Raw genomic sequence first — 21150 nt, 5'->3', positions numbered from 1 at the left:
GTTGCCGATTTAATGGCGGTTTTAATTTTTTTCAAGTTTAAAAATTTCTTTGCGAATTGCATTGTTTGGTGGCCGTAACTTTCGGTTTCGCTTTAGTATATTTTCTAGTTCAGGACCAACAGCGATAGGTTCATAGGAAGACATACGTCCAAATTTGATTTCATGACGCTTCTTATATAGTTTCCAAATCACATATATGGCAACAACTACAATGATCAAGATGGTAAGACATTGGATAATGAATGGATCATATACTTTATTAGAACCCGGTGGAGGCGGCAAATTACCTTGCGTCAAATTACTATTTAAAGTACGGTCTGTCTGCTTCCGTTCAGCTGCTAGAAATAATGGATTTAATATATATCCCAATCCTAAAGCAATCCATTGAAGTGCATAAATAATGCCGGTTCGTACGTAAGAGAGTAAAGGGATGAATAAAAAAATAATAATCCCGATAGCTGTAATTGAGGACAAACGCATCATTTGTTGGTTTCGATTAAAACTTGTAATCCATAATGTTAGAAGTGTATACAAAATAAGCAATCCTATTTCCCATATGGATGGAAACTGCATATGGAGGAGAAGGGAACAAAAAGACCATAGAAATGCCCCTAATAATTTATGAAAGGGTGAAACATTATCCTTTACGTACACAAGAAAAAAGAAAAACGGCAATAATACGGAACTAATAGAAGAAAATATCGCTAACGAATAGCAAACAATGACTTGTAGAATGAATAGTGCTGTAAGCCATCTATTTTTCTTTTTACTAATTTTCATAATAGGAAGCAAGCAAATATGACTGACTAGAAGAAACAAAACGATGTGTACAACTTCTCCTTTTTCAGTTAATAAAGAAAGAAGGAGAAGAAGAATAAAATCATTAACGTACCGTAGCCATGTATTCAAGTTGTTCCACCACTCCTTCATCGTGAACAATATATGTTGGCTGCATCGTATGAGGAATATTTTGCTTAGGGACGCCAAGGAAAAACAGCGTAGACGACCTCACTCTTTTTCGCATCATATAATGCAGAAAAGTTTCTCGCGGCAGTAATGTACTATCTTCTGAAATACGCGCAAGTTCTTCCAATGATTTTGCATAATGCATGGGACCTTCATTTAGCATCAAGTGCAGCGGCCCATCTTCTGCTAAAATGCTAATAAATAACTCAAATGGAATTTTCTTTTCCGTTGCAATTTGACAAATGTATGTCGCATAGGAAATCAAGTCTTCTATATTTTCTTTCCATCCAATTCCTCGATCTGAGGCAAGACAGATACAAATGGTCCAGCTATAATTTTTTACTGCTTCATATTGCTTTGCTTGTAAACTTTGCATTTTCGCTGATGCTTTCCAATGAATGGATCGAAAGGATTCCCTTTCATACTGTTTTACTCCGACAATTGACGTTTCATCATGGAAAAAAGAAAAATTTGTTCTGTAAGAGCCGAGTAATAATTGCTGTATTTCTTGTAACCCCGCAACTTGCTTTGGGGAAGGATAGACAATAATTTCTGTTTTTAGTTTATGCATAACGGGTAAATGAACTTGAATGATGTTAAAGGGATCACCAATGATGCATTCAAACTGTTCAATTTGGAAAACGCCTCGTCTTGTCGCTGTGAACGTTAAATCCCATATGTTCTGTGAGCGAGCACGTTGTGAAAATGGGAAAGAAAAGAGCGTTTTTGATATTTGATCTAGACCATCGCTTGGCTGCATAACGAGCGATGGGTTTATATGCAAAAAACATTTTCCATTCACTAGCGGTAATTTTGCTTCATTTTGTAACGCAACAGATAGTTGTCCACTTTCTTCAGGAAACAATCTTGTTGATTGTTTCTTATTCATAATTTGAAAGTAATCTTCTATGTAAGTGACGTACCGATAAATAAAAAAAGAAAATAAATAATAAAACAGAAGCGGATATACGATATATGACTGCGGCAAATAAAATGTGAACAACAGTGCAATCGGAATCGTCAATTTAATGATATGATTTTGAAATACTAACGGGACAGAGACGAGACGTTGACCATTCATGCTTGTTCAATCTCCACCGGTACATCAACTTCTTTCAAAATTACTTCGATAATCTCTTGTTTTGTCGTACGAAGAGCACCTTCCATAGATAAAATAATACGATGCTTCCAAATGTAAGGAAGTAGGAATTGTACGTCTTCTGGTGTACAAAAATCGCGATTACGTAATAAAGCAAGAGCTTGAATTGCTCGGACTAGAGCGAGTGTCCCGCGCGGACTAATTCCATTTGCAATAAAGTCATGATTACGAGTCGCATTAGCGAGTTTGATGATGTAGCTTTCCAAAGGCTCTGATACATGAACATCTTTTACTTTATTTTGTATTTGTAATATATCTTCTAGTGAGATGACCGAATGAAGCTCGTCCAACGGTTTATTTTTTCGAAAACGTCTCATCATTTGGAGTTCTTCTTCTGGAGTAGGATAACCAATCGAAATAGTCATTAAAAAGCGATCAAGCTGAGCATCTGGAAGTGGAAATGTTCCTTGTGATTCAATTGGGTTTTGCGTTGCGATTACGAAAAACGGTTTGGGAAGAGGGGTAGATTGCTTTTCAAGTGTTACTTGTCTTTCTTCCATTGCTTCTAATAAACTCGATTGCGTTCGCGGCATTGCACGGTTAATTTCATCAGCTAATAATAAATTTGTCATAACAGGACCAAGGCGCAATTCAAATTCACTTGTTTTCGGATTAAAATATTCAATACCTGTTACATCACTCGGTAACACATCAGGTGTGAACTGGACACGAGAAAATTGTCCGCCGATACTTTTTGCGATTGTTTTTGCTAATAATGTTTTACCTGTACCAGGTACATCCTCTAATAAGACATGTCCATCTGCTAATAAAGAAACTAAGAGGAGATCAATTACATTTTCTTTTCCAACAAAAACAGAAGAGATATTTTCTTTTAATTTAAGTATCATTTGTTTCTTCCTTTCTCGTACAATCTTTTTGAATATTTTAACAAATTTTTCTAAAAATTAAAACTATTTTAAGTTATACTACAATGTAGTACATGTTTTAAGAGATACACATATAAGTAGCACTAGGATACAGGACTAGTTGAAATTTGCTTTTGAATAATGGAACAAAGTTGTTTTCTTACATTTTTATCATAAATATCTCGAAATTGAACCCATTCATCGTTGTAGTATATCGAGATATGAGAGTTGAAAAAATAAGGGTGTTCTTTTACTTCCTTTATATTTTCGTAAATATATTCTTCATATCGCGTAGGATTAAAGGTGTCTTTTTCTTTATATATAAACAGCATTCTATTATTTATTGTTAGTATTACTCCCGGTACAGAAGGTCCTTTATGTAGAAATAAAGATAGAGAACATTCCTTATGAAAAAGAATCGTTTCATTTTCGAGGAGTAGTTTATTTACAGTATTTTGTAACATTGACATTGCTATCAGTCCTTTCTAGATATTATGATTATATCATGTTTAATTGGTACGATTTAGCAAAAATGTATTGAATAATAGGGGGATTATCATGACTAAAAAGCTAGATTATATTCGTTTTATTCGAGAGAAATTAGGGCCTGAAAGAATTTTTCTCAATTTTGCAGGTGGACTTATTTGTAACGAAGAAGGCGAAGTGCTTCTGCAAAAACGTGGAGATAGAAATGCGTGGGGATTTCCTGGTGGTGCGATGGAACTTGGTGAATCTGCTGAAGAGACAGCTATTCGTGAAATATATGAAGAAACAGGACTAATGGTAACAGTTGAACACTTAATTGGCGTGTATACGAAATATTACGATGAATATCCAAATGGAGATCAAGCGCAGACGATTGTGTTCTTTTTTCAATGTAAGCAAGTGGGAGGGACGTTAAAAACAGATGGAAATGAAACGTTAGAGCTTAAATATTTTCCGAGTGACGAATTCCCACCACTCTTTGTGAAACAGCATGAAGATGCTTGGGAAGATTGGCTTTCGAATAAGAAGGGCTGTTTTAGATGATAGAGAGTTAGGGATCAATGAAAAAAGTTGCTTATTTTGTAAGCAACTTTTTTGTTTAAGAGACTAGAAAGATTGATTTTGTGCTGGCTTAATAAATTGTTCTGGGTTTTCAATTAATCCGCACGCAGCGCATTGGACGCGATATGTAGGACCTTGGTAGGCCATATGAAATGCACTCATATTCTCGTTTGTATATTCTTCTTCAACCTGGCCAGTTTGTGGATTTAATTTTACCGGTTTTGCTGTTTGTTCAATAATGTTGAATCGTGTGCGGTTTGTTTTGCAACTTGGACAAAGCATTGGTTCCATATTAACACACCTCCATTGTTAGCATTTGTAACTATAGAGGTGTTTATTCATGAAAGATTAAAGGATTTATGCATTTTTTGTCAAATGTAGTAAGGATGTGGAGGAGGATGGTAGAAATATGAAACTTCAAATGAAATATATTATTTTATATGCGAAGCAATACGAGGAATGCATCTGTTTTTATCGTGATGTTTTACAGTTACCGATAAAGGGAGAGCATGGTACATATGTTGAGTTCGACACGGGTTCTACCATTTTGGCGATCAATAGTAGAGATGATGTTCAAGAGTTAACTGGGTTACCAATCCCGAAGACACTATCACAATCGTCTACATTTGAGATTGGCTTTGTAGTTGATGATGTTGATGAAACAATACATATGCTAAAAAAACATGGTGTAACAGTATTAGTAGAACCTGTTACAAAACCGTGGGGACAAACAGTCTCTTACGTTTCTGATCCGGATGGAAATTATATTGAAATTTGTAGTTCATTAGATTAAGGGGGAAAGGGAATGGAAAGGTTTCCTAGTTTAGAAACAAATCGTTTACAGTTAAGAGAATTAACGTTAGTCGATGCAGATACAATGTTTCAGTATTTTGCAAAAGAACCTGTTCTTCGATATTTTGGGATGGATTCGTTTCAAAATATCGAAGAAGTAAAAAACGTCATCCGAAATTTTAGGAGCAGATATGAAGAAGGATCTGCATTCCGCTGGGGAATTGTATTAAAAGGAACTGATCAACTAATTGGGACATGCGGCTTTCATCTCATAAATAACAAACATAGACGAGCTGAAATTGGATATGAACTTGATGAAACATATTGGGGAAAAGGATATGCGACAGAAGCATTACAAGCAATTCTTACATATGGATTTGAAACACTTTATTATGAGAGAATTTCAGCGGTTGTGTACCCAGAAAATGAATCATCGCGAAAATTATTACAAAAAGCAGGTTTTGCGGAAGAAGGATTGCTTCGAAAGTATATGATTCAAAATGACGTGATGCATGATGCAATTATGTATTCGTTGTTAAAGGAAGAATGGGCAACATTACTTCAAAGTCCGATGAATATGTAAAAGTGAAAAGAGATAATCTGAAACCTGAACTGTACCCTATAAAATGGACAGTTTAATAAGAATTCACAAAGAAAAACAAAAAAGCCTTAGATATTATCTAAAGCTTTTTTTTGTTAGTATTTCTTGTTAATCAATCTAAAGTCTAAAAATATAATTGGTAAAAGAAAAATAAATAGTATTATAGGGACGATGATATTATTCATTTCATGCTATTTTCAATTGGAGTTTATATATCCCTATATTTCACTTTTGGTTGCCGTAACCAAATGACATAAATTCAAAGTATTGCAAAATCTTTAACATTCACATAATCAGCGTTATTAATAGTAAATTTAAGTTGTTTTAAGAGTAGATATAGTTAGTACAAATTCCTGAATTACACGTTTAAATTCCTCTTTGTTTTCTAAATAAGGATGATGTTTATCTTCTAAAATAGTAACGGACATATTAGAAAACTTAAATTTTTTAAAGTGACTTGGTCCAATGGCATCGTCATACTTGTCACTAATTACAAGGATTGGTACTGAAATTTAAGTTGTTTTTTATGTTATTTTTAGTGATTAGTAAATACAAATTTTGGATTTACTGGGCTATTCTTTTGATTTAAAATGAGAAAGAATGTTCTGAAAAAATATAAAGAGTATAGAGGTTGGGAAAAATGAATGGTTTTAAAGATGGGAGATTATGATTATGAGTGAAATATTTAAAACAAATATTTTTTGTAGTTCACCAATAAATCAAATAAAGGTAAAGAAAAAAGAAATAGATACTATGTTCCCAATTCCGATATTTAATCAAATTGTTAAAGAAAAGATTAAGGTTGATTTTGTACACATATCTGTAGAGGAAGTCTTATTTTCTGTAGAGAATGAAAAATTAGCAAAGGCAATTACAATTATCGAACAGTTTGACTATATTCCTGAAATCAATCCAGGGTGTATTAAGGTAACCATAGAAGGAACAGCTGAATTTTCTGGGGCGCCAGGAATCGTATCACAAGTCAGTTCTGCTCTATGGGAAAAAGGTGTGCAAATTTTACAAGCTGCTGATAGTCATAAGACCATTTGGGTTCTGATAAAAGAAGAAGATGGAAAGGTAGCAGTGGATGCATTATGGGAAGCCTTCAATGAATTGAACAGATTTTGTCGGAATTTAAATAAAGATAAACTAAGTGCTGTGTCGTGTTAAAAGATATTACTATGGATTTGAAATAAAGTTACGATACTTTACCTCTCGTGCTCATCAACTTAAGAATTTTATAACGCCCCAAAACAAAAAAAATGTACATTTTCACCTAGAGATGCCAATTTTCTCGTTTTGGGGAACAATGAGTATCTTAGCTTGATGGCGATGCGGTGAGACCTTACGAATCTTTTTGCCACTATCAATTCCCATATTACAAATAATTCGCACATCAAATCTGATACTATCAAAGTGAAAAGGGGATAAATGTAATTTTACGAAGAATAGAAAGGAGGGATGAAATGTTTTCTCGATATGCTAGTAAAGCAGAAGAACGTTATAGTATGGGTATAATCGTTTTATCTGTTATATTTGTTGTCTTATTAAAAAACCCAATTATTTTTTATGCGATGGCAGGATTACTTTTTATAATATCTCTAATTTTCAAACCAATAAATGCTAAAACAGTAACATTAAATACATTAGGTCTTTTGTTAATTTGTGCCTTTAACTATCTTCTTTTTTATATTTTCTACTCATAGCAAGTTTAAGAATTGGAATATAAAAGCACCACTCAGAATCATCAAAAAACGTTTATTTTTGGTTGGTATATCTTTTAGCGTAAGGCTTTCACGTTTTGTCGGCGAGTTTTAGGCATATCGCCAAGCCGGACAGAGCAAAAAGGTGGCTATGTTAATGACTAAGAGTGTAATAAGAATTGAAGACTATAATCCAGAATGGCCAATTATTTTTAAAGATTTAAAGTATGTTCTTGAAGCCGAGCTAGGCGACTTATTATTGTCAATTGAACATGTTGGTAGTACTTCAGTCAATAATCTAAGTGCAAAACCTATTATAGATTTAGACCTTGTAATGGATAACCACAACATGCTTCCAAAAGTTACTCAAAAGCTTGAAAAATTAGGTTATTATCATGAAGGTAATCAAGGCGTTGAAGGGCGTGAAGCTTTTGGAAGAAAAGATCATTTCACGCCATGGCATGGAGAAAAAAGAATATGGATGGAACACCACTTATATGTTTGCTGTAAAGATAATAAGGAACTTGCAAGACATTTAGCATTTCGTAATTATCTTCGTAATCATCCAGAAGCTGCTAAAGAATATAGACGATTAAAAAAGGAATTATCAAATACAGCAAATAATCGAGTGAGTTATGTGGAAGGTAAAAGTGAGTTTATAAACAAGATTTTAGAAGAAATAATGAAATCATCTTAAACTAAAAAGACTAGTTTTAATTTAATATCCGATACCACTAATTATGCGAATGGGAGTCTTTTCAGGTCTTCTGAAGAGACTTTTAAATCTTTTGTGATACGTTGGTTTTATCTTAACAAAAGATGCTTTCATATACAGAAAATAATTTTTCAGTCTACAACTATTTTTAAACAGTCTACAATATTTTTTAGTGAAACTGTAAAGTAGGTGAATGAGTTGGTAAATTATGAGCAGAAAATTATTCATACAGAAAGAGGATCCTTCGAAATCTTTATTAGTGGTAATGGCAAACCTTTGTGTATAACACACCTATACCAAGAATTTTCCATTAAAGGTTCCATTTTTGCAGATTGTTTATCATCCTTTTACAAGGTTATCTTAGTTAATTTAAAACAGGCTGGAAATTCATCAAAGGTTCAAAACTCAAATGAATTGACAATAAATGAGACTGTTAAAGACCTGGAAAGCATACGAATTGAGTTAGGATATCCAAAATGGTCGTTTGCTGGACATTCTGCGGGTGGATTTTTAGGGTTAATATATGCTACCAGTAAACCTCAGGCATTGGATTCACTTATAATATGTGATACTTCCGCATCTAACGAGTTTTTAAATTCGGAAAGTTGTATATATAATTTTAAAACAGGGCAACATCGCAAGGAAGTATCCAAGATATTTTTATCATTGATGTTACCCTTTGTTTCACAAACAAAGAAAAGAATAGCTAATAAGAAGTTGATTGAACTGTCTCTCTATAAACCAGAAAAGTATAATGAATATTTTAGTGAAAGACCCTTTAGTAAAATTATTAGAAAAAGAATGAGGGCTTATAATAAAGACCTTAAAACATATGAGGTTCGTGATAAATTAAAACATATTAATTTCCCTACTCTTATTCTTTGTGGTCAATATGATGTTCAATGCCCTGTTTTGTACTCAAAAGAAATGCATACATTGATTCCAAATTCTAAATTGGTAGTTTTTGAGCATAGTAATCATTTTCCTTTTGTTGAAGAAAAGGAATCTTTTATAAGAACTGTGCGAGAATTTATTACCATCTAATTAATATATGGAAATTTGGATAAATGAAGAAGTAATAACAGAGTCTTTAGTTATGAAACGATGTATTTATAAAACTTTTTATCTACTTGCATAACAGGAAAATTTGTAGGTAATTTATCAATTTCTATATTTTCAAAATGATGCTTCTCGTAAAACCTATGGGCCGTCACAAATTGCAACGTCGTTCCTAAGTATATTTCTTTCACTTCTTTTGTCTTTGCCCACGCAATCGCGTTATGTAATAAAAGACTAGCTGTTTGAAATGTTTTGCCTCTATACTCTTTTTTCACAAACATTTTTCTCAATGCTACTTGACGATTGCCAATATCTAAAAGAGCGATAGTGCCTACAACTTCTCCTTGATAAAGTGCAACCCAAAAATTACCGTTACCAGATTGGTAAACGCTTTCTATGCTAAGTAAATCAGGTTGATCCTCTTTTGAAATAGGGATATTGTATTCATCTTGTTGGATGGAGAGAATTAAATCTAAAATTTGAAATTGATAATCAGAAAAGTATTCTTGTAAGGTAAGATTTTCATTCATATGTAACACCGTCCGGTATATTAGATTTTTATTACTGCTTTCATTATACAAGATTTTATATTGACTATTCCGATAATTTAGCGATAAAAATCTTCGCAATTTAAGAGCAGATTATAGTTTGAAAGTATCGGATAAAAATGTTTGAGGTTTTATAAGTAATTGAATAACAAATGTAAAGGGGAATGATTATTGTATGAAAAAAATATTATTTCTTGCTTATCCACAATACGCTGATTTTGAAATAGCTCACGCATTATTTTTGCTTAGAAAAATAGGTAAAGCAGAAATTACCACTATCTCCGTAGATGGTAAACCAGTAGAAAGTATTGGTGGGTTATGGACTCAAGTCGAAACCTCTTTAACTGAAATTAAAGTAAATGAATTTGATTTAGTCCTTATTTCTGGAGGAGATGGTGTTCATGAAATAATAGATGAGGAAATTGTTAGTAGGATGTTAATGAACGCCTTTAACTTACATATTCCTATTGCTTCTATATGCGCTTCCGCTATCTTATTGGGAAAATCAGGGATACTGAATGGTAGAAAATTTACGTGTCTTCAGCATACATATGAGAATAACAAAGCCCTATTTGCAACATCAGTATATACAGGAACAGATATTGAAGTGGAAGACAAAATAATAACTGCAAAGGGTACTGCGTTTGCAGAGTTTGCAGTAGCTGTATGTCAATTAATGGACTTGTTGAAAGAGAAAGAAAAGTTAGATTCAACCTTAAAGTTTTGTAAGGGAATCTCTTCTTAATTAAACAAAAGAAAAAAGGCGTCATTTCATATTAATTAATGAAGAAATAGAAAGGATCGACGGAAGAATGGATATTTTTTCAATTGTAAACATTGTTTCAATTATTCTTTTCTTCGCTTTAACACTGCTATTTTTTATTTCGCTTGGCGCCTTTATACGATCACGACTCATCAATCAGTCAAATCAAAGAGCTTCTTCGGTTGAAATTGAGAAGAAGTTAGATAGAGTTATTGAGTTGTTGGAGGGAAAAGAAAAAAATTGACAACATGTTTGATAAAACAAGTAAGAAAATATATGAAATTAGAAACGAACAAGTAATTTGGATAAAACAAATTACTTGTTCTTAAATCGTGAACATAAATGCTGATTGAATGGTTAATTTATAATAGTATTATATAATTCTAGAGCTTCTTTTACATTTAATCCGTTTTTTACGATGCCATAAATAGATTGAATCATCGCAACAGGGTGTTCGGATTGCCAAATATTCCGCCCCATATCAACACCGACTGCCCCTTCTTGTAGTGCATTGTATGTAATTGTAAGCACTGCTTCAATTGTGTCTAACTTTGGCCCCCCTGCAATAACAACCGGAGCAGGACATGTACTTGTGATTTTTTCAAACCCCTCACAGTAATATGTTTTAATAATATCAGCACCCATTTCAACACATACGCGTGAAGCTAGTGCTAGAAAACGTGCTTCTCGTTTTTGAAGTTCTTTTGCTACCGCTGTAATTCCAAGGACAGGTAAACCGTAATCGTGTGCTTCAGATACTACATTGGCAAGGTTTGTTACAGTTTGTGTTTCATAATCAGATCCAACAAAGACAGATACGCCAACTCCAGCTACGTTATGACGCAAAGCTTCTTTTATTGGAGTAACAATTGTTTCGTTCGCAAGATCTTTTCCAACTACAGTGGCCCCGCCTGATACACGAAGGACCATAGGAGTTTTACAATTTTCTGGTATACAAGAATTAAGAACACCTCTCGTTAAAAAAAGGGAGTCAGTGTATGGGAGTAGGTTTTTTACTGTTTCATGAGGCTGTTCCAATCCATGAATGGGTCCTAAAAAGTAACCGTGATCAATTGCTAACATAACTGCTTTTCCACCAGGAAAAATAGTATGTAAGCGATTTTGAAATCCCCAAGTCATAGGGTATCACTCCTTAATTACAGTTTGGATTTTCTGTTTGTACAGTATCTTTTTCTTGCAGATGAGGTGATTTAATAAAGAGAGCTTTAAAATTTTGAGAAGAGCGATTGATGAGATAGTGAGATTCATGAGGACGAACTTGTAAGACGTCACCTTGTTTAATAGGAACTTTTACGTGATTAATATAGAAATCTATTTCACCTTCTAATGCGTAGAAAATTTCTTCGCACGTTTTATGATAATGATTTTGAAAATCTTGGCCTGGTTTAATGACAACAACGCCTATATCAATATTAGGTCCCTTTACTAAATATTTTGGTCCGTTATCACCGAAGCGATAGGAGAAATCTTCTTCATTTATTTTTAACAAACTTATCACTCCTTTTTGTAACAATTTACAAAGCACCAGGTGCAATCCACATATGAGAAGTATAGCCTTGATCAGCTAATTGGAGTTGCTGTTGGTATACAGTCTTCCAGTTTTTGTATAAAATTTGATATTGTTTATGATTTTCACTATTTGGTATAAAGGTTGCTTCCCATTTTACAAATTGTTCAGAAGTAGATTCCATTGAATGGTAAATACCAACACCAATCCCTGCCACAATTGCTGTTCCTAAAGCGGCTGCTTCTTTAACTACAGGTACTTTTACAGGAACGCCTAATACATCAGCAACAATTTGACACCATAATTTCCCCTTTGAAGCTCCTCCGGCAAAAACTACTTCTTTTGGGAACTCTCCTGTTATTTTTTCAATTAACTTTAAATTTCCATATGTCACGAAAGCAGCATTTTCTTCAATTGCTCGAAATATTTCTTTCTTCCCGCATTTTTCAGAATCTAAACTTAAATTTATAAAAGAGGGAGATGCATGACGCCAAGATATATAGTTCATGACATTAGAAAAAATCGGAATGATGCCGTGTGATCCAACGGGGACGTCCTTTGCTTGTTCTTCTAATAATTCGTAAGCACCGATACCTAGTTCTTTTGCTCGTTGTTTTTCTTCCTGACAAAAAGCGTCTCGAAACCACCGCATAACAAGACCAGGAAAAAAGGCAATTGTTTCGTATTGCCAAAGAGTAGGAAGAACGTGACAATTTACACGAATGCGAGCGTTTGGATCTGGTACAGGATTATTTACGTTTACTTCTTGTTGCCAAAAACTTCCACCGCATATGAACGTTTGCCCATTTTTGACAACCCCGGAACCGAGAGAAGCCATTTGCGCATCTCCGCCTCCAGTAACAACAGGCGTTCCCTCGAATAATCCAGTTTCTGCTGCGCATTGTTTTGTTACGTTTCCTATAATAGTCCCTGCTTCATTTATTTGTGGTGAGGGTATAGAGGAGAGTCTACATTGGGTTGCTAACTCGGGAGCCCAATTTCTGTTTTGTAAATTGAAAATTCCCGTTGTACACCCATTGGAAGGGTCAACTTGTAAGACGCCGCACAGTTTATATAAAATCCAATCATTTAACATAGTAATAGAATGTACTTTCTCATAAATCTCTGGTTGGTGTTTTGCAATCCACTGCAACCTTGGTAATGCACCTAGAGCGAACGTTTGCCCGGATACTGTATATATATCACGTTCAATGTGGGTGTGTATTTGCTTGAGTTGTGTAACCTCATCAGTAGCCCGGTTATCAACATTTGCGCATGCCCAAATTTCTGTACCATCTTTGTTATATAAAATGAATCCTTCGCGCATACTTGTTGCACTAATTCCTTGAATAGAAGAAGGGGGAATACCACTTGTTTGTAGTACTTCTTTTGTACAGTTTTGAATAAGGTTCCAATTTTCCTTTACGTCAAAATCCATTGAACCTGGGTATCGTGAGTTTTCTATGTGAACCCATTCTCGTTGGCTAACAGCAAGTTGATTTCCTTGCAAATCAAATAAGACAGCTCGGATACTACCGGTTCCAGCATCATAAGCTAATAGAGCAGTCATTATATTCCACGCTCCTTCTCTAGTAAACGGACAACCTTATTTCTAGATATATGTAGTAAGGAGGAAATTTCTTGTTGGGGAAGATAATCTTTGTAATAATACCAAGCATCATTCTTTAACAAGTTTTTTTCAAAGTTCAGCTGTGTTATGCTTTCTATCTCTTCAAAATATGTACATAAATTTTCATTTATACCAATAGTAGTTGGAAATTTCTTGAGAAAAATACTTTTTAGATATGAAGAAAAGAATATATAATTGCTATAAAACTAGTAGAGAAAAATAAAGTTTGAAAAAATGTTTTCTATTAAAGATAGATGAAAGTATTTTAAAAGCGTATCCAGGACATTAATGCAGTGATTTGTACTGAGGCAACTGCATTACCAGCAATGCACAGGTTGCTATATATATATCCAAATTAAAAAACCGACATAAAAGCCTCTTTCTTTTTAGGGGAGGACGAGAGCATCTGGCCGTGCATAGAAGCGGTCAGGGCCTTTTCCTGCCACATGCGATGTTTTAAAACAAAGGGAAAAAGCGAGTACAGGTGGTGTTACAGTCTGCATAACAGCAACTTATATGTCGAAAAATTAAAATTGATTTATATAGTAATTTGAAAATGGATAAGAAAGTTACTGTTACTGGATTTTCAACACCTAATGTTATGCGTGATTACGTAAAACGCGGACCAGTTCAACCATTTGGTTTGTGGGATGTAAAACAACAAGGTGCACTTGCAGCTTATGTTGCAAATGAATTGGTGATGAAGGGGAAAAAGTTAAAAGTAGGCAACAGTTTTGGAATTCCATGGGGGAAGTGAAAGTAGAACTAAATGCAATTCAAGGATACGCTTATGAAGCGGAAGGAAATGGAATTATCATCTTACCAGAACAGGTTGTGTTTACAAAGTATAATATTGAGAAGTATAATTTTTAATGGAATCTTTTTAAAGAAAAAATTATTAATAATAATAAATATTTTCATAATGAAGAACAGCCTAAAATGGTTGTTCTTTTTTTGTGAAATAAAAATGAACTTTTTTTGAACATCGAGCGAATATAGAGTGAAAGCTTTTACAGGTAATAGAAAGGGGCCCCAGTGTGAGTGAAGTAGAATTACAAGAATGGTTGCAGCAAATGGCTGCTGGAAATCAAGACGCTTTTCATATTATTTATGAATTTACATGTAAAGATGTATATCGAACAGTAGCGTTCTTGATTCATGATAAGCAAGATGTGGAGGATATTGTAAATGAAGTGTATATCCAAATGTGGAAATCGTTACATAACTATGATATAAACCGATCTTTTCGGTTTTGGTTGCATGGTCTAATTGTTAAGCAAGTACAGGATTGGAGAAGAAAGACGTGGAGAAGGTTTCGTATCTTTGAAAAAAAGAAGATATACACGCAAGAACAAGTTTATGTTATTGATGAAGATTTTTTTCATATGGAAACACGTAGTGAATTAATGGAACTTGTGCAAAAGTTATCATATAAACATCGTGAAGTAGTCGTTATGCGTTATTTCCATGAATATAGCTTAGATGAAATTGGAACGCTTCTCGCAACACCGGTTGGTACAGTGAAATCTCGATTACATACAGCATTGAAGCGTTTACGAACAGAGATGGAAAATTTATCGATTGAGCAAGGAGGCGAAGTAAATGGATTTTGAAAAGCGATTACGAGATGAGTTTCAAAAAACAGCGGAGATGATGCAACCGTCTAGCAATTTGCAAAAAAGAGTTGAAGCATCTTTTGAAATGTATCGTCAAGAAAAAAGGAAGGAGAAAAGTTCTATGAAAAAAAAGTTATTAGCAGGATTGGTGGCAGCTGCAATCCTCGTACCTACAGGAACATTAGCAGGACCTACGTTGGTTAGTAAGATAGTTGGTACACCGGAAGAAGCGCAGAAGGATATAGGTATGAATGGTGAATGGTATTCGAAATTTAATGAAAGTATAGAAGTGGCAAAGCAAGTTCTTACAAAAGAAGAATTCGATGAGTTTATCGTGCTATTAAAAGAGGACTATGAGTATTTGAAAAAGGTTAGTATTGTTGAAGATGGAGAGAGAAGAACAGCAAGCGAACGGATTAATCAAGACGACGAAAAACAGACGACAGAGAGAATTGAGAAATTAAATAAGTATTGGGCTAAAATACAAGAGAAATTTAATTATACGATTGAAGAAGTGAAAAAAGTCGTTAATTTCCCAGTTCAATCTCCTACTTATATTCCTGATGATTATACATTAGAAGAGGAAAGTGTATTTACTGAAATTACAACTGGAAAACCCAAACCAATTATTAAACGAGAATTTAAAAATAATAATGCAGGTTCTGGGAAATCGAATGCAGAGAAAGGATTTACGATACAGCAATCGGAAATTTTTAATCAAAAGGGTACTTTTTTTGAAAATAAACCATTTGATCAAGCAACGAAAAAAGAACCTCATTTTGCTAAAATATCAACGTATACTCTTGAAGGATATAATATAACCTTTGGTGAAAATGAAAGGGGGAATATAAAAGGAATGAAAATCATAATCCCAGAAAAAGATGGGAGAAGTGCATATCAAATTTATATTAATGCTAGTATTTTACCAAAAGAAGAACTTGAAAAAATATTACTCTCAATGTTGAAATAAGATAATTCTTCATACCTCTTCCTTTCAAAGAAAGGGGTTATTTCATTAAAAGTCGAATACAGTAATGTTGCAAGAGAGGAGTGATTATATGATATTTCAAGAAGGGGAACTATCCATTCGATACGTAACAGAAAATGATGTTCAAACCTTATCAGACTGGCTATCAAACCCTGAAGTTTTACGCTTTTATGAAGGACGAGACAAACCACAATCACCACAGCAAGTTCGAGAGCGCTATATAAGTAGTTCGGGAGAGAAAAGGTGTATTGTAGAATACAAAAATAAATCTATCGGTTATATACAAATGTATCCTTTAGATCCAGAATGGAAAGCGTTATATGGATATGATGAGAGAGAGAATGTGTGGGGGATGGATCAATTTATTGGAGAAACAGCGTACTGGAATCGAGGGATTGGTACAGAACTTGTGCAGGCTGCAATTACATATATTATGAATGAATTGGGAGCAGTGGCAATTGCGATGGATCCAAGGGTAAGTAATGAAAGAGCAATTCGTTGTTATGAGAAGTGTGGGTTCCAAAAAGTGAAAGTGTTAGAAGAACATGAATTGCATGAAGGGGTATTGGAAGATTGTTGGATGATGGAGTTTAAAGAAAAAGGGAGTGATTAATATGAAGAAACAAGCACTTATAGTAATTGATGTCCAAGAAGGAATGTATGCAGCGGGTATTCCTGTACATAATGGTTCTAACTTATTGCAAAATTTAGAGGAAGTCATCCGAAAGTGTCGTGCGCATAATATTCCTGTTATTTATGTACAACACAATGGATCTGAAGGGCATCCGTTAGAAAAAGGAACAGCAGGTTGGCACATTCATTCTAAAATTACTCCGATGCCAAATGAGCTTATAGTGGAAAAAGAAACACCGGATTCTTTTCATAAAACGAATCTGCGTGAAGTTTTACAGGAAAAAGGAATTGAACATCTTTTCATTTGCGGATTGCAAACAGAATATTGCGTAGATACAACTGTTCGCCGTGCATTTAGTGAAGGATATAAGGTAACGCTCATTCGAGGAGCGCATAGTACGTTTGACTCAGAACAATTACGTGCTGAGGATATCATTCACCATCATAACAAAGTATTAGGTTGGTTTGCGGATATAGTGGATGTAAAAGAAATAAAGCTAATTGTATGATAAATAAGCCAGCATTTTTAGGAGGAATCCCTCAAAATGCTGGCTTGTTTACTAGTCTAAAAAGTAGGAGGAGTAATTGCAAAAATGACTACTGCTTTCTTTTTATATGGATTTTTCCATTTATGTTTCATGTAAGAGGGGATTTTTACACTATCTCCTTTGTATAAAGTTAAAGTTTCTTGATTTAAATATAGGGTAACAGTTCCTTCTAAAACAAATGCAATTTCCTCCCCTTTATGTTCCAGCGGTTTTTCGGAAGAAGCAGATTGCGGCAATAAAGTCATAAGAGCAAGCTCAAGAGCTCCGCTTAAATCGGGAGATAGTAACTCGTATGATAAGCTTTCACTTTCAGGAAAGGTAATTTTTTTTCGTTGGTCAGCTCTTACAACTAAGCTTTGAGCATTCGTATCTTCCAAGAAGAAATTAAACATAGGAATATTTAATGCTGCAGCTATTAATTTAAGAGTTTGTAGAGAAGGGTTTGCGGATCCCTTTTCAATTTGACTTAACATTGAAGGAGTGATATTGACGAGTGTTGCTAGTTCTCGACTATTTAATCCTTGTGCTTTTCGGTATTCTGCTATTTTTTCTCCGACATTTATATCATTCATGCTAATTCCCCTTCTATTAGTTGAAATTAAATTAAATTAAAATTTGTTAATTTGTATTTAATTCTTTTCGTTTGTGTGTTAAATTTGTTTTAATTATAATAAATAAATTTAAATTTTGAAATGATAACATGGCAGGAATGAAGAAGGGAGAATAGACGAATGAAGAAGTATGACAGCGAAGCAATACAAATGTTAAAAGAAAAGCACCCTTTATTAAATCAACTTGTTTTGACAGAGGAAGTATTTTGGGTGAATCCGAATAAAGAAGAATTCGAAATAGGAATTCAAAAAGCACCTCTTACGGTAGAGGATGTAAAGGATGCGGAGGAAAGATTAAAACGTTTTGCGCCGTATATTGCGAAAGCTTTTCCTGAGACAAAAGATACAAATGGAATCATTGAGTCTCCGTTAGTCGCAACTCCCTCTATGAAACAACATTTAGAACAAGGATATGATCAGCATATCGCAGGTAATGTATTACTAAAATGTGATAGCCAACTTCCGATATCAGGATCTATTAAAGCAAGAGGCGGTATTTATGAAGTTCTGAAACATGCAGAAGATTTAGCTTTGGAACAGGGGTTATTAAATATACAAGATGATTATTCCGTTTTAGATAGTGATGCATTCCGCACGTTCTTTTCGCAATATTCAATCGCAGTAGGTTCAACGGGGAATTTAGGTCTAAGTATTGGCATTATGAGTGCTAAACTTGGATTTAATGTAACAGTACATATGTCAGCTGATGCAAAGCAGTGGAAAAAAGATTTACTACGCAGTAAAAATGTTACTGTTATTGAATATGCAGCGGACTATAGTAAGGCAGTAGAAGAGGGAAGAAGACAAGCCGAAGCAGATCCTATGTGTTATTTCGTTGATGATGAGAATTCAAAAAATCTTTTCCTTGGATACGCTGTGGCAGCTTCCCGCTTACAAAAGCAGCTACAAGATCAAAACGTTATTGTTGATGCTAATCATCCGCTATTTGTTTATTTACCATGTGGTGTCGGCGGCGGACCTGGTGGCGTAGCGTTCGGTTTAAAATTATTGTTTGGTGATCATGTACATTGCTTCTTTGCGGAACCAACTCATTCTCCTTGTATGTTAATTGGTTTATTGACAGGTCTTCATGATCAAATTTCTGTCCAAGACTTTGGGATTGATAATGTGACTGAAGCTGATGGTCTTGCCGTAGGAAGAGCATCAGGATTTGTAGGGAAAGTAATTGAACCGTTATTAAGTGGATGTTACACAGTGAATGATCAAGAATTATATAGACTATTAAAGGCTTTTGTTGATACAGAAGGTATAAAATTAGAGCCGTCCGCATTAGCAAGTGTATACGGACCAGTTCAATTGTTCAAGCAACAGCAATATATTCAAGAAAATCACTTGCAAGAAAAAATGAAACAAGCAACGCATATTATGTGGGGAACAGGCGGCGGAATGGTTCCACCGCAAATTATGGAAGAATATTATCAAAAAGGATAAACAACCAAGGGTACATCACTTGCTGAAAGTGATGTACTTTTTGTTTTTTATAAGTTTCTTTTGAATTACATATATTGTTATAACAAGAATAATTTACTATAATATTAGTTTTGGTTATAATTAAATTGTTTTTAAAATTAGTAAAATTCAAACTAATTAAGGGGGATTATTTTGAATACAACTCAACTATCTGAACGATTCGAAAATTTCGCGAAACTGGAATGCAGAGGTTCAAGTGAATTATATGAGTATTTATCCATCAAAATTTCTGAAGATGATGAATTGTTAGAGCTATGCATGAATTCTCGAGAAGGGCAGCCAGTTCCTAATCTATTATTTGGTGCTGTTCATTATCTTTTGCTAAAAGGAAAAGAGCATGTTTTAAAAGAGTATTATCTGAGTATTACGAAGGATCCAAGGGAAATAGACGATTCTTTTCTTCATTTTAAAGATTTTTGCCAAGTGTATAAAGACGAAATAATTTCTCTCCTAAAGAGTAAGTTAGTACAGACTAATGAAGTAAGGCGCTGTGCGTATTTATATCCAATATTTTGTTATATTTATAGCGTTGTCAAGAAACCGCTATCATTAATAGAAATTGGGACAAGTGCTGGTCTTCAATTGTTATGGGACAAGTATAGTTATTCATATGGAGCAAATGGGATATATGGGGATAGAAACTCACGTGTCCATATAACCTCTGAAATAAAAGGAAATTATACACCGTCATTTCTATTACCTAGTCCTCCAGTAGCTTCAAAAGTAGGGTTAGATTTACATATAAACGATTTAAATAATTTTGAAGACTATTTGTGGTTAAAATCGCTTATTTGGCCAGAACATGAAGAAAGGATAGCACTTTTTGAAAAGGCAGCTACATGTTTAATTGAAAATCCAGTAGAACTTATAGAAGGTGATGGAGTGGCTTTACTTACAGAAGTTGTGGAAAAACTTCCGAAGGATACTGTAATTTGTATTTTTCATACTCATGTCGCAAATCAAATGCCAGAAAAGTCTAAGTATGAACTGCTAGAAAAAATAAAAATGATTGGAAGTAAACGAGACGTTTTCCATCTTTACAATAATATGTGGGATCGAAATCTTCACCTTGATTATTATATAGATGGTGTTGAGTACCAGCAAACGGTTGGAGAGACAGACGGACATGGTAGATGGTTTGATTGGAACGTGATGTAGGGTATATAGAGGATGAATTTTATGGCTATAATTGGTTTATTTGGAACTGTACACACAGATGATTTACGTCAAAAGTTAAAATATCCGCTACATTTAATGGAGGATGCTATTCGTACTTTTCAACCAAATTCAATTCTTGGAGAGGTGAGACCAGAAGATTATAAACGGTACTTAGAAAATAGAAATTATGAAGGATATTTAGGCCCCTCTGAATATAGATCTTTAATTCTCCCACTATGTGAGAGTGAAGGTATTTCATTCGCACCTATTGATTGGTTTGATGACGAGGTAACAAGCCTAAACTACTTTTCTTATTATAATGAAGAGTCGAGAAAGCACTTGGAACATGAGTTGAGTCAAATATATGAAAATATATTTAAAGTGACGGTTTTAGAACCATTCCCTTTAAATTCTCATACGACGAATGAAATAATCAAGAAAAAACAATTATGGCTAAAAGAAAAGAACCCCGCTGTACATGAAATTGTATGGTGTAAAAGAAATGAACAAATTATAGATAACATTATTAAATATGCTACAAGTAATGAAAAAGAAAGGATTTTAATAACAATCGGCGCAGAGCATTGTTATTTTATTCAGGAAGAATTAAGTAAGATAGGAATAGATGTGATTTTTCCGATTGATGTAAAGAAATGATAATTACTATAACTATCGTAATGTAATGAAAGAATTAGAAAGGCATTTGAAAAATCTATAATGGAGGTAAA

Annotated in this window: 26 protein-coding genes and 2 pseudogenes; 17 read left to right on the top strand and 11 right to left on the bottom strand. The window is 34.1% G+C overall.

What is annotated here, in order from left to right:
* Positions 1–21: 21 nt before the first annotated feature.
* From Q9306_RS06215 to Q9306_RS24570, 4 genes are all read right to left on the bottom strand, one after another.
* On the bottom strand, positions 22–909 hold the full coding sequence (locus tag Q9306_RS06215) for a DUF4018 domain-containing protein (RefSeq protein WP_306196368.1): 888 nt from the start codon (positions 907–909) through the stop codon (positions 22–24).
* Complete coding sequence (locus Q9306_RS06210; RefSeq protein WP_306196366.1) at positions 884–2047, bottom strand: DUF58 domain-containing protein; 1164 nt, start codon at positions 2045–2047, stop codon at positions 884–886. Before Q9306_RS06210 ends, Q9306_RS06215 begins: the two co-directional genes overlap by 26 nt.
* The gene (locus tag Q9306_RS06205) at positions 2044–2973 is read right to left on the bottom strand and encodes an AAA family ATPase (RefSeq protein ID WP_306196364.1); all 930 of its coding nucleotides are present in this window, start codon (positions 2971–2973) and stop codon (positions 2044–2046) included. The genes Q9306_RS06210 and Q9306_RS06205 overlap by 4 nt, the downstream gene beginning before the upstream one ends.
* 122 nt (positions 2974–3095) lie before the next feature.
* Positions 3096–3455 (bottom strand): PH domain-containing protein, encoded by a 360-nt coding sequence (locus tag Q9306_RS24570; RefSeq protein ID WP_371932338.1) that lies wholly within the window; start codon positions 3453–3455, stop codon positions 3096–3098.
* Between the two features lie 94 nt (positions 3456–3549).
* Here Q9306_RS24570 and Q9306_RS06200 point away from each other — a divergent pair, with 94 nt between their 5' ends.
* Complete coding sequence (locus tag Q9306_RS06200) at positions 3550–4020, top strand: NUDIX hydrolase (RefSeq protein ID WP_306196362.1); 471 nt, start codon at positions 3550–3552, stop codon at positions 4018–4020.
* 63 nt (positions 4021–4083) lie between these two features.
* Here Q9306_RS06200 and Q9306_RS06195 read toward each other — a convergent pair whose 3' ends face one another.
* Positions 4084–4329 carry a DNA alkylation repair protein gene (locus Q9306_RS06195; protein ID WP_098919013.1) on the bottom strand — a complete coding sequence of 82 codons (246 nt, stop codon included), beginning with the start codon at positions 4327–4329 and terminating at the stop codon, positions 4084–4086.
* Between the two features lie 118 nt (positions 4330–4447).
* On the opposite strand from Q9306_RS06195, the gene Q9306_RS06190 reads away from it, so the two are divergent.
* From Q9306_RS06190 to Q9306_RS06165, 6 genes are all read left to right on the top strand, one after another.
* Positions 4448–4831: a VOC family protein gene (locus Q9306_RS06190; protein ID WP_306196358.1), complete on the top strand. Its 384-nt coding sequence runs from the start codon at positions 4448–4450 to the stop codon at positions 4829–4831.
* A 12-nt stretch (positions 4832–4843) separates the two neighbouring features.
* A complete protein-coding gene (locus Q9306_RS06185) occupies positions 4844–5413 on the top strand; it encodes a GNAT family N-acetyltransferase (RefSeq protein WP_306196355.1) in 570 nt (189 codons plus the stop codon).
* 690 nt (positions 5414–6103) lie between these two features.
* Complete coding sequence (locus Q9306_RS06180; RefSeq protein WP_306196352.1) at positions 6104–6601, top strand: ACT domain-containing protein; 498 nt, start codon at positions 6104–6106, stop codon at positions 6599–6601.
* Between the two features lie 296 nt (positions 6602–6897).
* Positions 6898–7137 (top strand): hypothetical protein, encoded by a 240-nt coding sequence (locus tag Q9306_RS06175; protein ID WP_306196351.1) that lies wholly within the window; start codon positions 6898–6900, stop codon positions 7135–7137.
* 154 nt (positions 7138–7291) lie between these two features.
* A complete protein-coding gene (locus Q9306_RS06170; RefSeq protein ID WP_306196349.1) occupies positions 7292–7831 on the top strand; it encodes a GrpB family protein in 540 nt (179 codons plus the stop codon).
* A 216-nt stretch (positions 7832–8047) separates the two neighbouring features.
* The gene (locus Q9306_RS06165) at positions 8048–8893 is read left to right on the top strand and encodes an alpha/beta fold hydrolase (RefSeq protein ID WP_306196347.1); all 846 of its coding nucleotides are present in this window, start codon (positions 8048–8050) and stop codon (positions 8891–8893) included.
* A 50-nt stretch (positions 8894–8943) separates the two neighbouring features.
* Here the strand turns inward: Q9306_RS06165 and Q9306_RS06160 are convergent, their stop codons facing one another.
* Entirely contained in the window at positions 8944–9438 is a 495-nt protein-coding gene (locus tag Q9306_RS06160) for a GNAT family N-acetyltransferase (RefSeq protein WP_306196344.1), read from the bottom strand.
* 193 nt (positions 9439–9631) lie between these two features.
* On the opposite strand from Q9306_RS06160, the gene Q9306_RS06155 reads away from it, so the two are divergent.
* The gene (locus Q9306_RS06155; RefSeq protein ID WP_306196342.1) at positions 9632–10201 is read left to right on the top strand and encodes a DJ-1/PfpI family protein; all 570 of its coding nucleotides are present in this window, start codon (positions 9632–9634) and stop codon (positions 10199–10201) included.
* 67 nt (positions 10202–10268) lie between these two features.
* Positions 10269–10463, top strand: coding sequence for a DUF4083 family protein (locus tag Q9306_RS24565; RefSeq protein ID WP_371932333.1), 195 nt, complete (start codon positions 10269–10271; stop codon positions 10461–10463).
* 113 nt (positions 10464–10576) lie between these two features.
* Here the strand turns inward: Q9306_RS24565 and lsrF are convergent, their stop codons facing one another.
* From lsrF to Q9306_RS06135, 4 genes and pseudogenes are all read right to left on the bottom strand, one after another.
* Positions 10577–11359, bottom strand: a complete 783-nt coding sequence (lsrF, locus tag Q9306_RS06150) for a 3-hydroxy-5-phosphonooxypentane-2,4-dione thiolase (protein WP_306196340.1) — start codon at positions 11357–11359, stop codon at positions 10577–10579.
* A gap of 13 nt (positions 11360–11372) precedes the next feature.
* Positions 11373–11729: a cupin domain-containing protein gene (locus Q9306_RS06145; RefSeq protein ID WP_306196338.1), complete on the bottom strand. Its 357-nt coding sequence runs from the start codon at positions 11727–11729 to the stop codon at positions 11373–11375.
* Between the two features lie 25 nt (positions 11730–11754).
* Positions 11755–13317: an autoinducer-2 kinase gene (gene lsrK, locus Q9306_RS06140; protein WP_306196336.1), complete on the bottom strand. Its 1563-nt coding sequence runs from the start codon at positions 13315–13317 to the stop codon at positions 11755–11757.
* A gap of 8 nt (positions 13318–13325) precedes the next feature.
* A pseudogene (locus Q9306_RS06135) lies at positions 13326–13466 on the bottom strand (sugar-binding transcriptional regulator); the annotation flags it as partial.
* Between the two features lie 458 nt (positions 13467–13924).
* Here Q9306_RS06135 and Q9306_RS06130 point away from each other — a divergent pair.
* The 5 genes and pseudogenes from Q9306_RS06130 to Q9306_RS06110 all read left to right on the top strand — a co-directional run.
* Positions 13925–14250 (top strand): annotated as a pseudogene (locus Q9306_RS06130) (autoinducer 2 ABC transporter substrate-binding protein LsrB); the annotation flags it as partial.
* Positions 14251–14414: 164 nt separating this feature from the next.
* Entirely contained in the window at positions 14415–14990 is a 576-nt protein-coding gene (locus Q9306_RS06125; protein WP_306196334.1) for a sigma-70 family RNA polymerase sigma factor, read from the top strand.
* The gene (locus Q9306_RS06120; protein ID WP_020062356.1) at positions 14980–15963 is read left to right on the top strand and encodes a hypothetical protein; all 984 of its coding nucleotides are present in this window, start codon (positions 14980–14982) and stop codon (positions 15961–15963) included. The genes Q9306_RS06125 and Q9306_RS06120 overlap by 11 nt, the downstream gene beginning before the upstream one ends.
* Before the next feature lie 88 nt (positions 15964–16051).
* A complete protein-coding gene (locus Q9306_RS06115; RefSeq protein ID WP_306196330.1) occupies positions 16052–16594 on the top strand; it encodes a GNAT family N-acetyltransferase in 543 nt (180 codons plus the stop codon).
* Between the two features lies 1 nt (position 16595).
* Positions 16596–17123: a cysteine hydrolase family protein gene (locus tag Q9306_RS06110; protein ID WP_306196328.1), complete on the top strand. Its 528-nt coding sequence runs from the start codon at positions 16596–16598 to the stop codon at positions 17121–17123.
* Between the two features lie 56 nt (positions 17124–17179).
* Here Q9306_RS06110 and Q9306_RS06105 read toward each other — a convergent pair whose 3' ends face one another.
* Entirely contained in the window at positions 17180–17734 is a 555-nt protein-coding gene (locus Q9306_RS06105) for a helix-turn-helix domain-containing protein (protein WP_306196326.1), read from the bottom strand.
* A gap of 159 nt (positions 17735–17893) precedes the next feature.
* Between Q9306_RS06105 and dsdA the strand changes: the two genes are divergently transcribed.
* The 3 genes from dsdA to Q9306_RS06090 all read left to right on the top strand — a co-directional run bounded on the left by dsdA (position 17894) and on the right by Q9306_RS06090 (position 21079).
* A complete protein-coding gene (gene dsdA / locus Q9306_RS06100; protein WP_306196324.1) occupies positions 17894–19225 on the top strand; it encodes a D-serine ammonia-lyase in 1332 nt (443 codons plus the stop codon).
* Between the two features lie 168 nt (positions 19226–19393).
* Positions 19394–20422 (top strand): DUF2332 domain-containing protein, encoded by a 1029-nt coding sequence (locus Q9306_RS06095; RefSeq protein ID WP_306196544.1) that lies wholly within the window; start codon positions 19394–19396, stop codon positions 20420–20422.
* Positions 20423–20443: 21 nt separating this feature from the next.
* Positions 20444–21079, top strand: a complete 636-nt coding sequence (locus Q9306_RS06090; RefSeq protein ID WP_306196323.1) for a DUF5694 domain-containing protein — start codon at positions 20444–20446, stop codon at positions 21077–21079.
* Positions 21080–21150: the final 71 nt, after the last annotated feature.

The sequence above is a fragment of the Bacillus multifaciens genome, assembly GCF_030756675.1.
Classification (GTDB): Bacteria; Bacillota; Bacilli; order Bacillales; family Bacillaceae_G; genus Bacillus_A; species Bacillus_A multifaciens.
The sequence above is the reverse complement of the archived record's forward strand: the minus strand, read 5'-3'. Positions and strand labels throughout refer to the sequence as shown.

Coding starts and splice junctions, on each gene's coding strand:
- Q9306_RS06210 (WP_306196366.1), bottom strand. CDS start 2,047: ATGAATGGTCAACGTCTCGTCTCTGTCCCGTTAGTATTTCAAAATCAT.
- Q9306_RS06205 (WP_306196364.1), bottom strand. CDS start 2,973: ATGATACTTAAATTAAAAGAAAATATCTCTTCTGTTTTTGTTGGAAAA.
- Q9306_RS24570 (WP_371932338.1), bottom strand. CDS start 3,455: ATGTTACAAAATACTGTAAATAAACTACTCCTCGAAAATGAAACGATT.
- Q9306_RS06200 (WP_306196362.1), top strand. CDS start 3,550: ATGACTAAAAAGCTAGATTATATTCGTTTTATTCGAGAGAAATTAGGG.
- Q9306_RS06195 (WP_098919013.1), bottom strand. CDS start 4,329: ATGGAACCAATGCTTTGTCCAAGTTGCAAAACAAACCGCACACGATTC.
- Q9306_RS06190 (WP_306196358.1), top strand. CDS start 4,448: ATGAAACTTCAAATGAAATATATTATTTTATATGCGAAGCAATACGAG.
- Q9306_RS06185 (WP_306196355.1), top strand. CDS start 4,844: ATGGAAAGGTTTCCTAGTTTAGAAACAAATCGTTTACAGTTAAGAGAA.
- Q9306_RS06180 (WP_306196352.1), top strand. CDS start 6,104: ATGAGTGAAATATTTAAAACAAATATTTTTTGTAGTTCACCAATAAAT.
- Q9306_RS06175 (WP_306196351.1), top strand. CDS start 6,898: ATGTTTTCTCGATATGCTAGTAAAGCAGAAGAACGTTATAGTATGGGT.
- Q9306_RS06170 (WP_306196349.1), top strand. CDS start 7,292: ATGACTAAGAGTGTAATAAGAATTGAAGACTATAATCCAGAATGGCCA.
- Q9306_RS06160 (WP_306196344.1), bottom strand. CDS start 9,438: ATGAATGAAAATCTTACCTTACAAGAATACTTTTCTGATTATCAATTT.
- Q9306_RS06155 (WP_306196342.1), top strand. CDS start 9,632: ATGAAAAAAATATTATTTCTTGCTTATCCACAATACGCTGATTTTGAA.
- Q9306_RS24565 (WP_371932333.1), top strand. CDS start 10,269: ATGGATATTTTTTCAATTGTAAACATTGTTTCAATTATTCTTTTCTTC.
- lsrF (WP_306196340.1), bottom strand. CDS start 11,359: ATGACTTGGGGATTTCAAAATCGCTTACATACTATTTTTCCTGGTGGA.
- lsrK (WP_306196336.1), bottom strand. CDS start 13,317: ATGACTGCTCTATTAGCTTATGATGCTGGAACCGGTAGTATCCGAGCT.
- Q9306_RS06120 (WP_020062356.1), top strand. CDS start 14,980: ATGGATTTTGAAAAGCGATTACGAGATGAGTTTCAAAAAACAGCGGAG.
- Q9306_RS06115 (WP_306196330.1), top strand. CDS start 16,052: ATGATATTTCAAGAAGGGGAACTATCCATTCGATACGTAACAGAAAAT.
- Q9306_RS06110 (WP_306196328.1), top strand. CDS start 16,596: ATGAAGAAACAAGCACTTATAGTAATTGATGTCCAAGAAGGAATGTAT.
- Q9306_RS06105 (WP_306196326.1), bottom strand. CDS start 17,734: ATGAATGATATAAATGTCGGAGAAAAAATAGCAGAATACCGAAAAGCA.
- dsdA (WP_306196324.1), top strand. CDS start 17,894: ATGAAGAAGTATGACAGCGAAGCAATACAAATGTTAAAAGAAAAGCAC.
- Q9306_RS06090 (WP_306196323.1), top strand. CDS start 20,444: ATGGCTATAATTGGTTTATTTGGAACTGTACACACAGATGATTTACGT.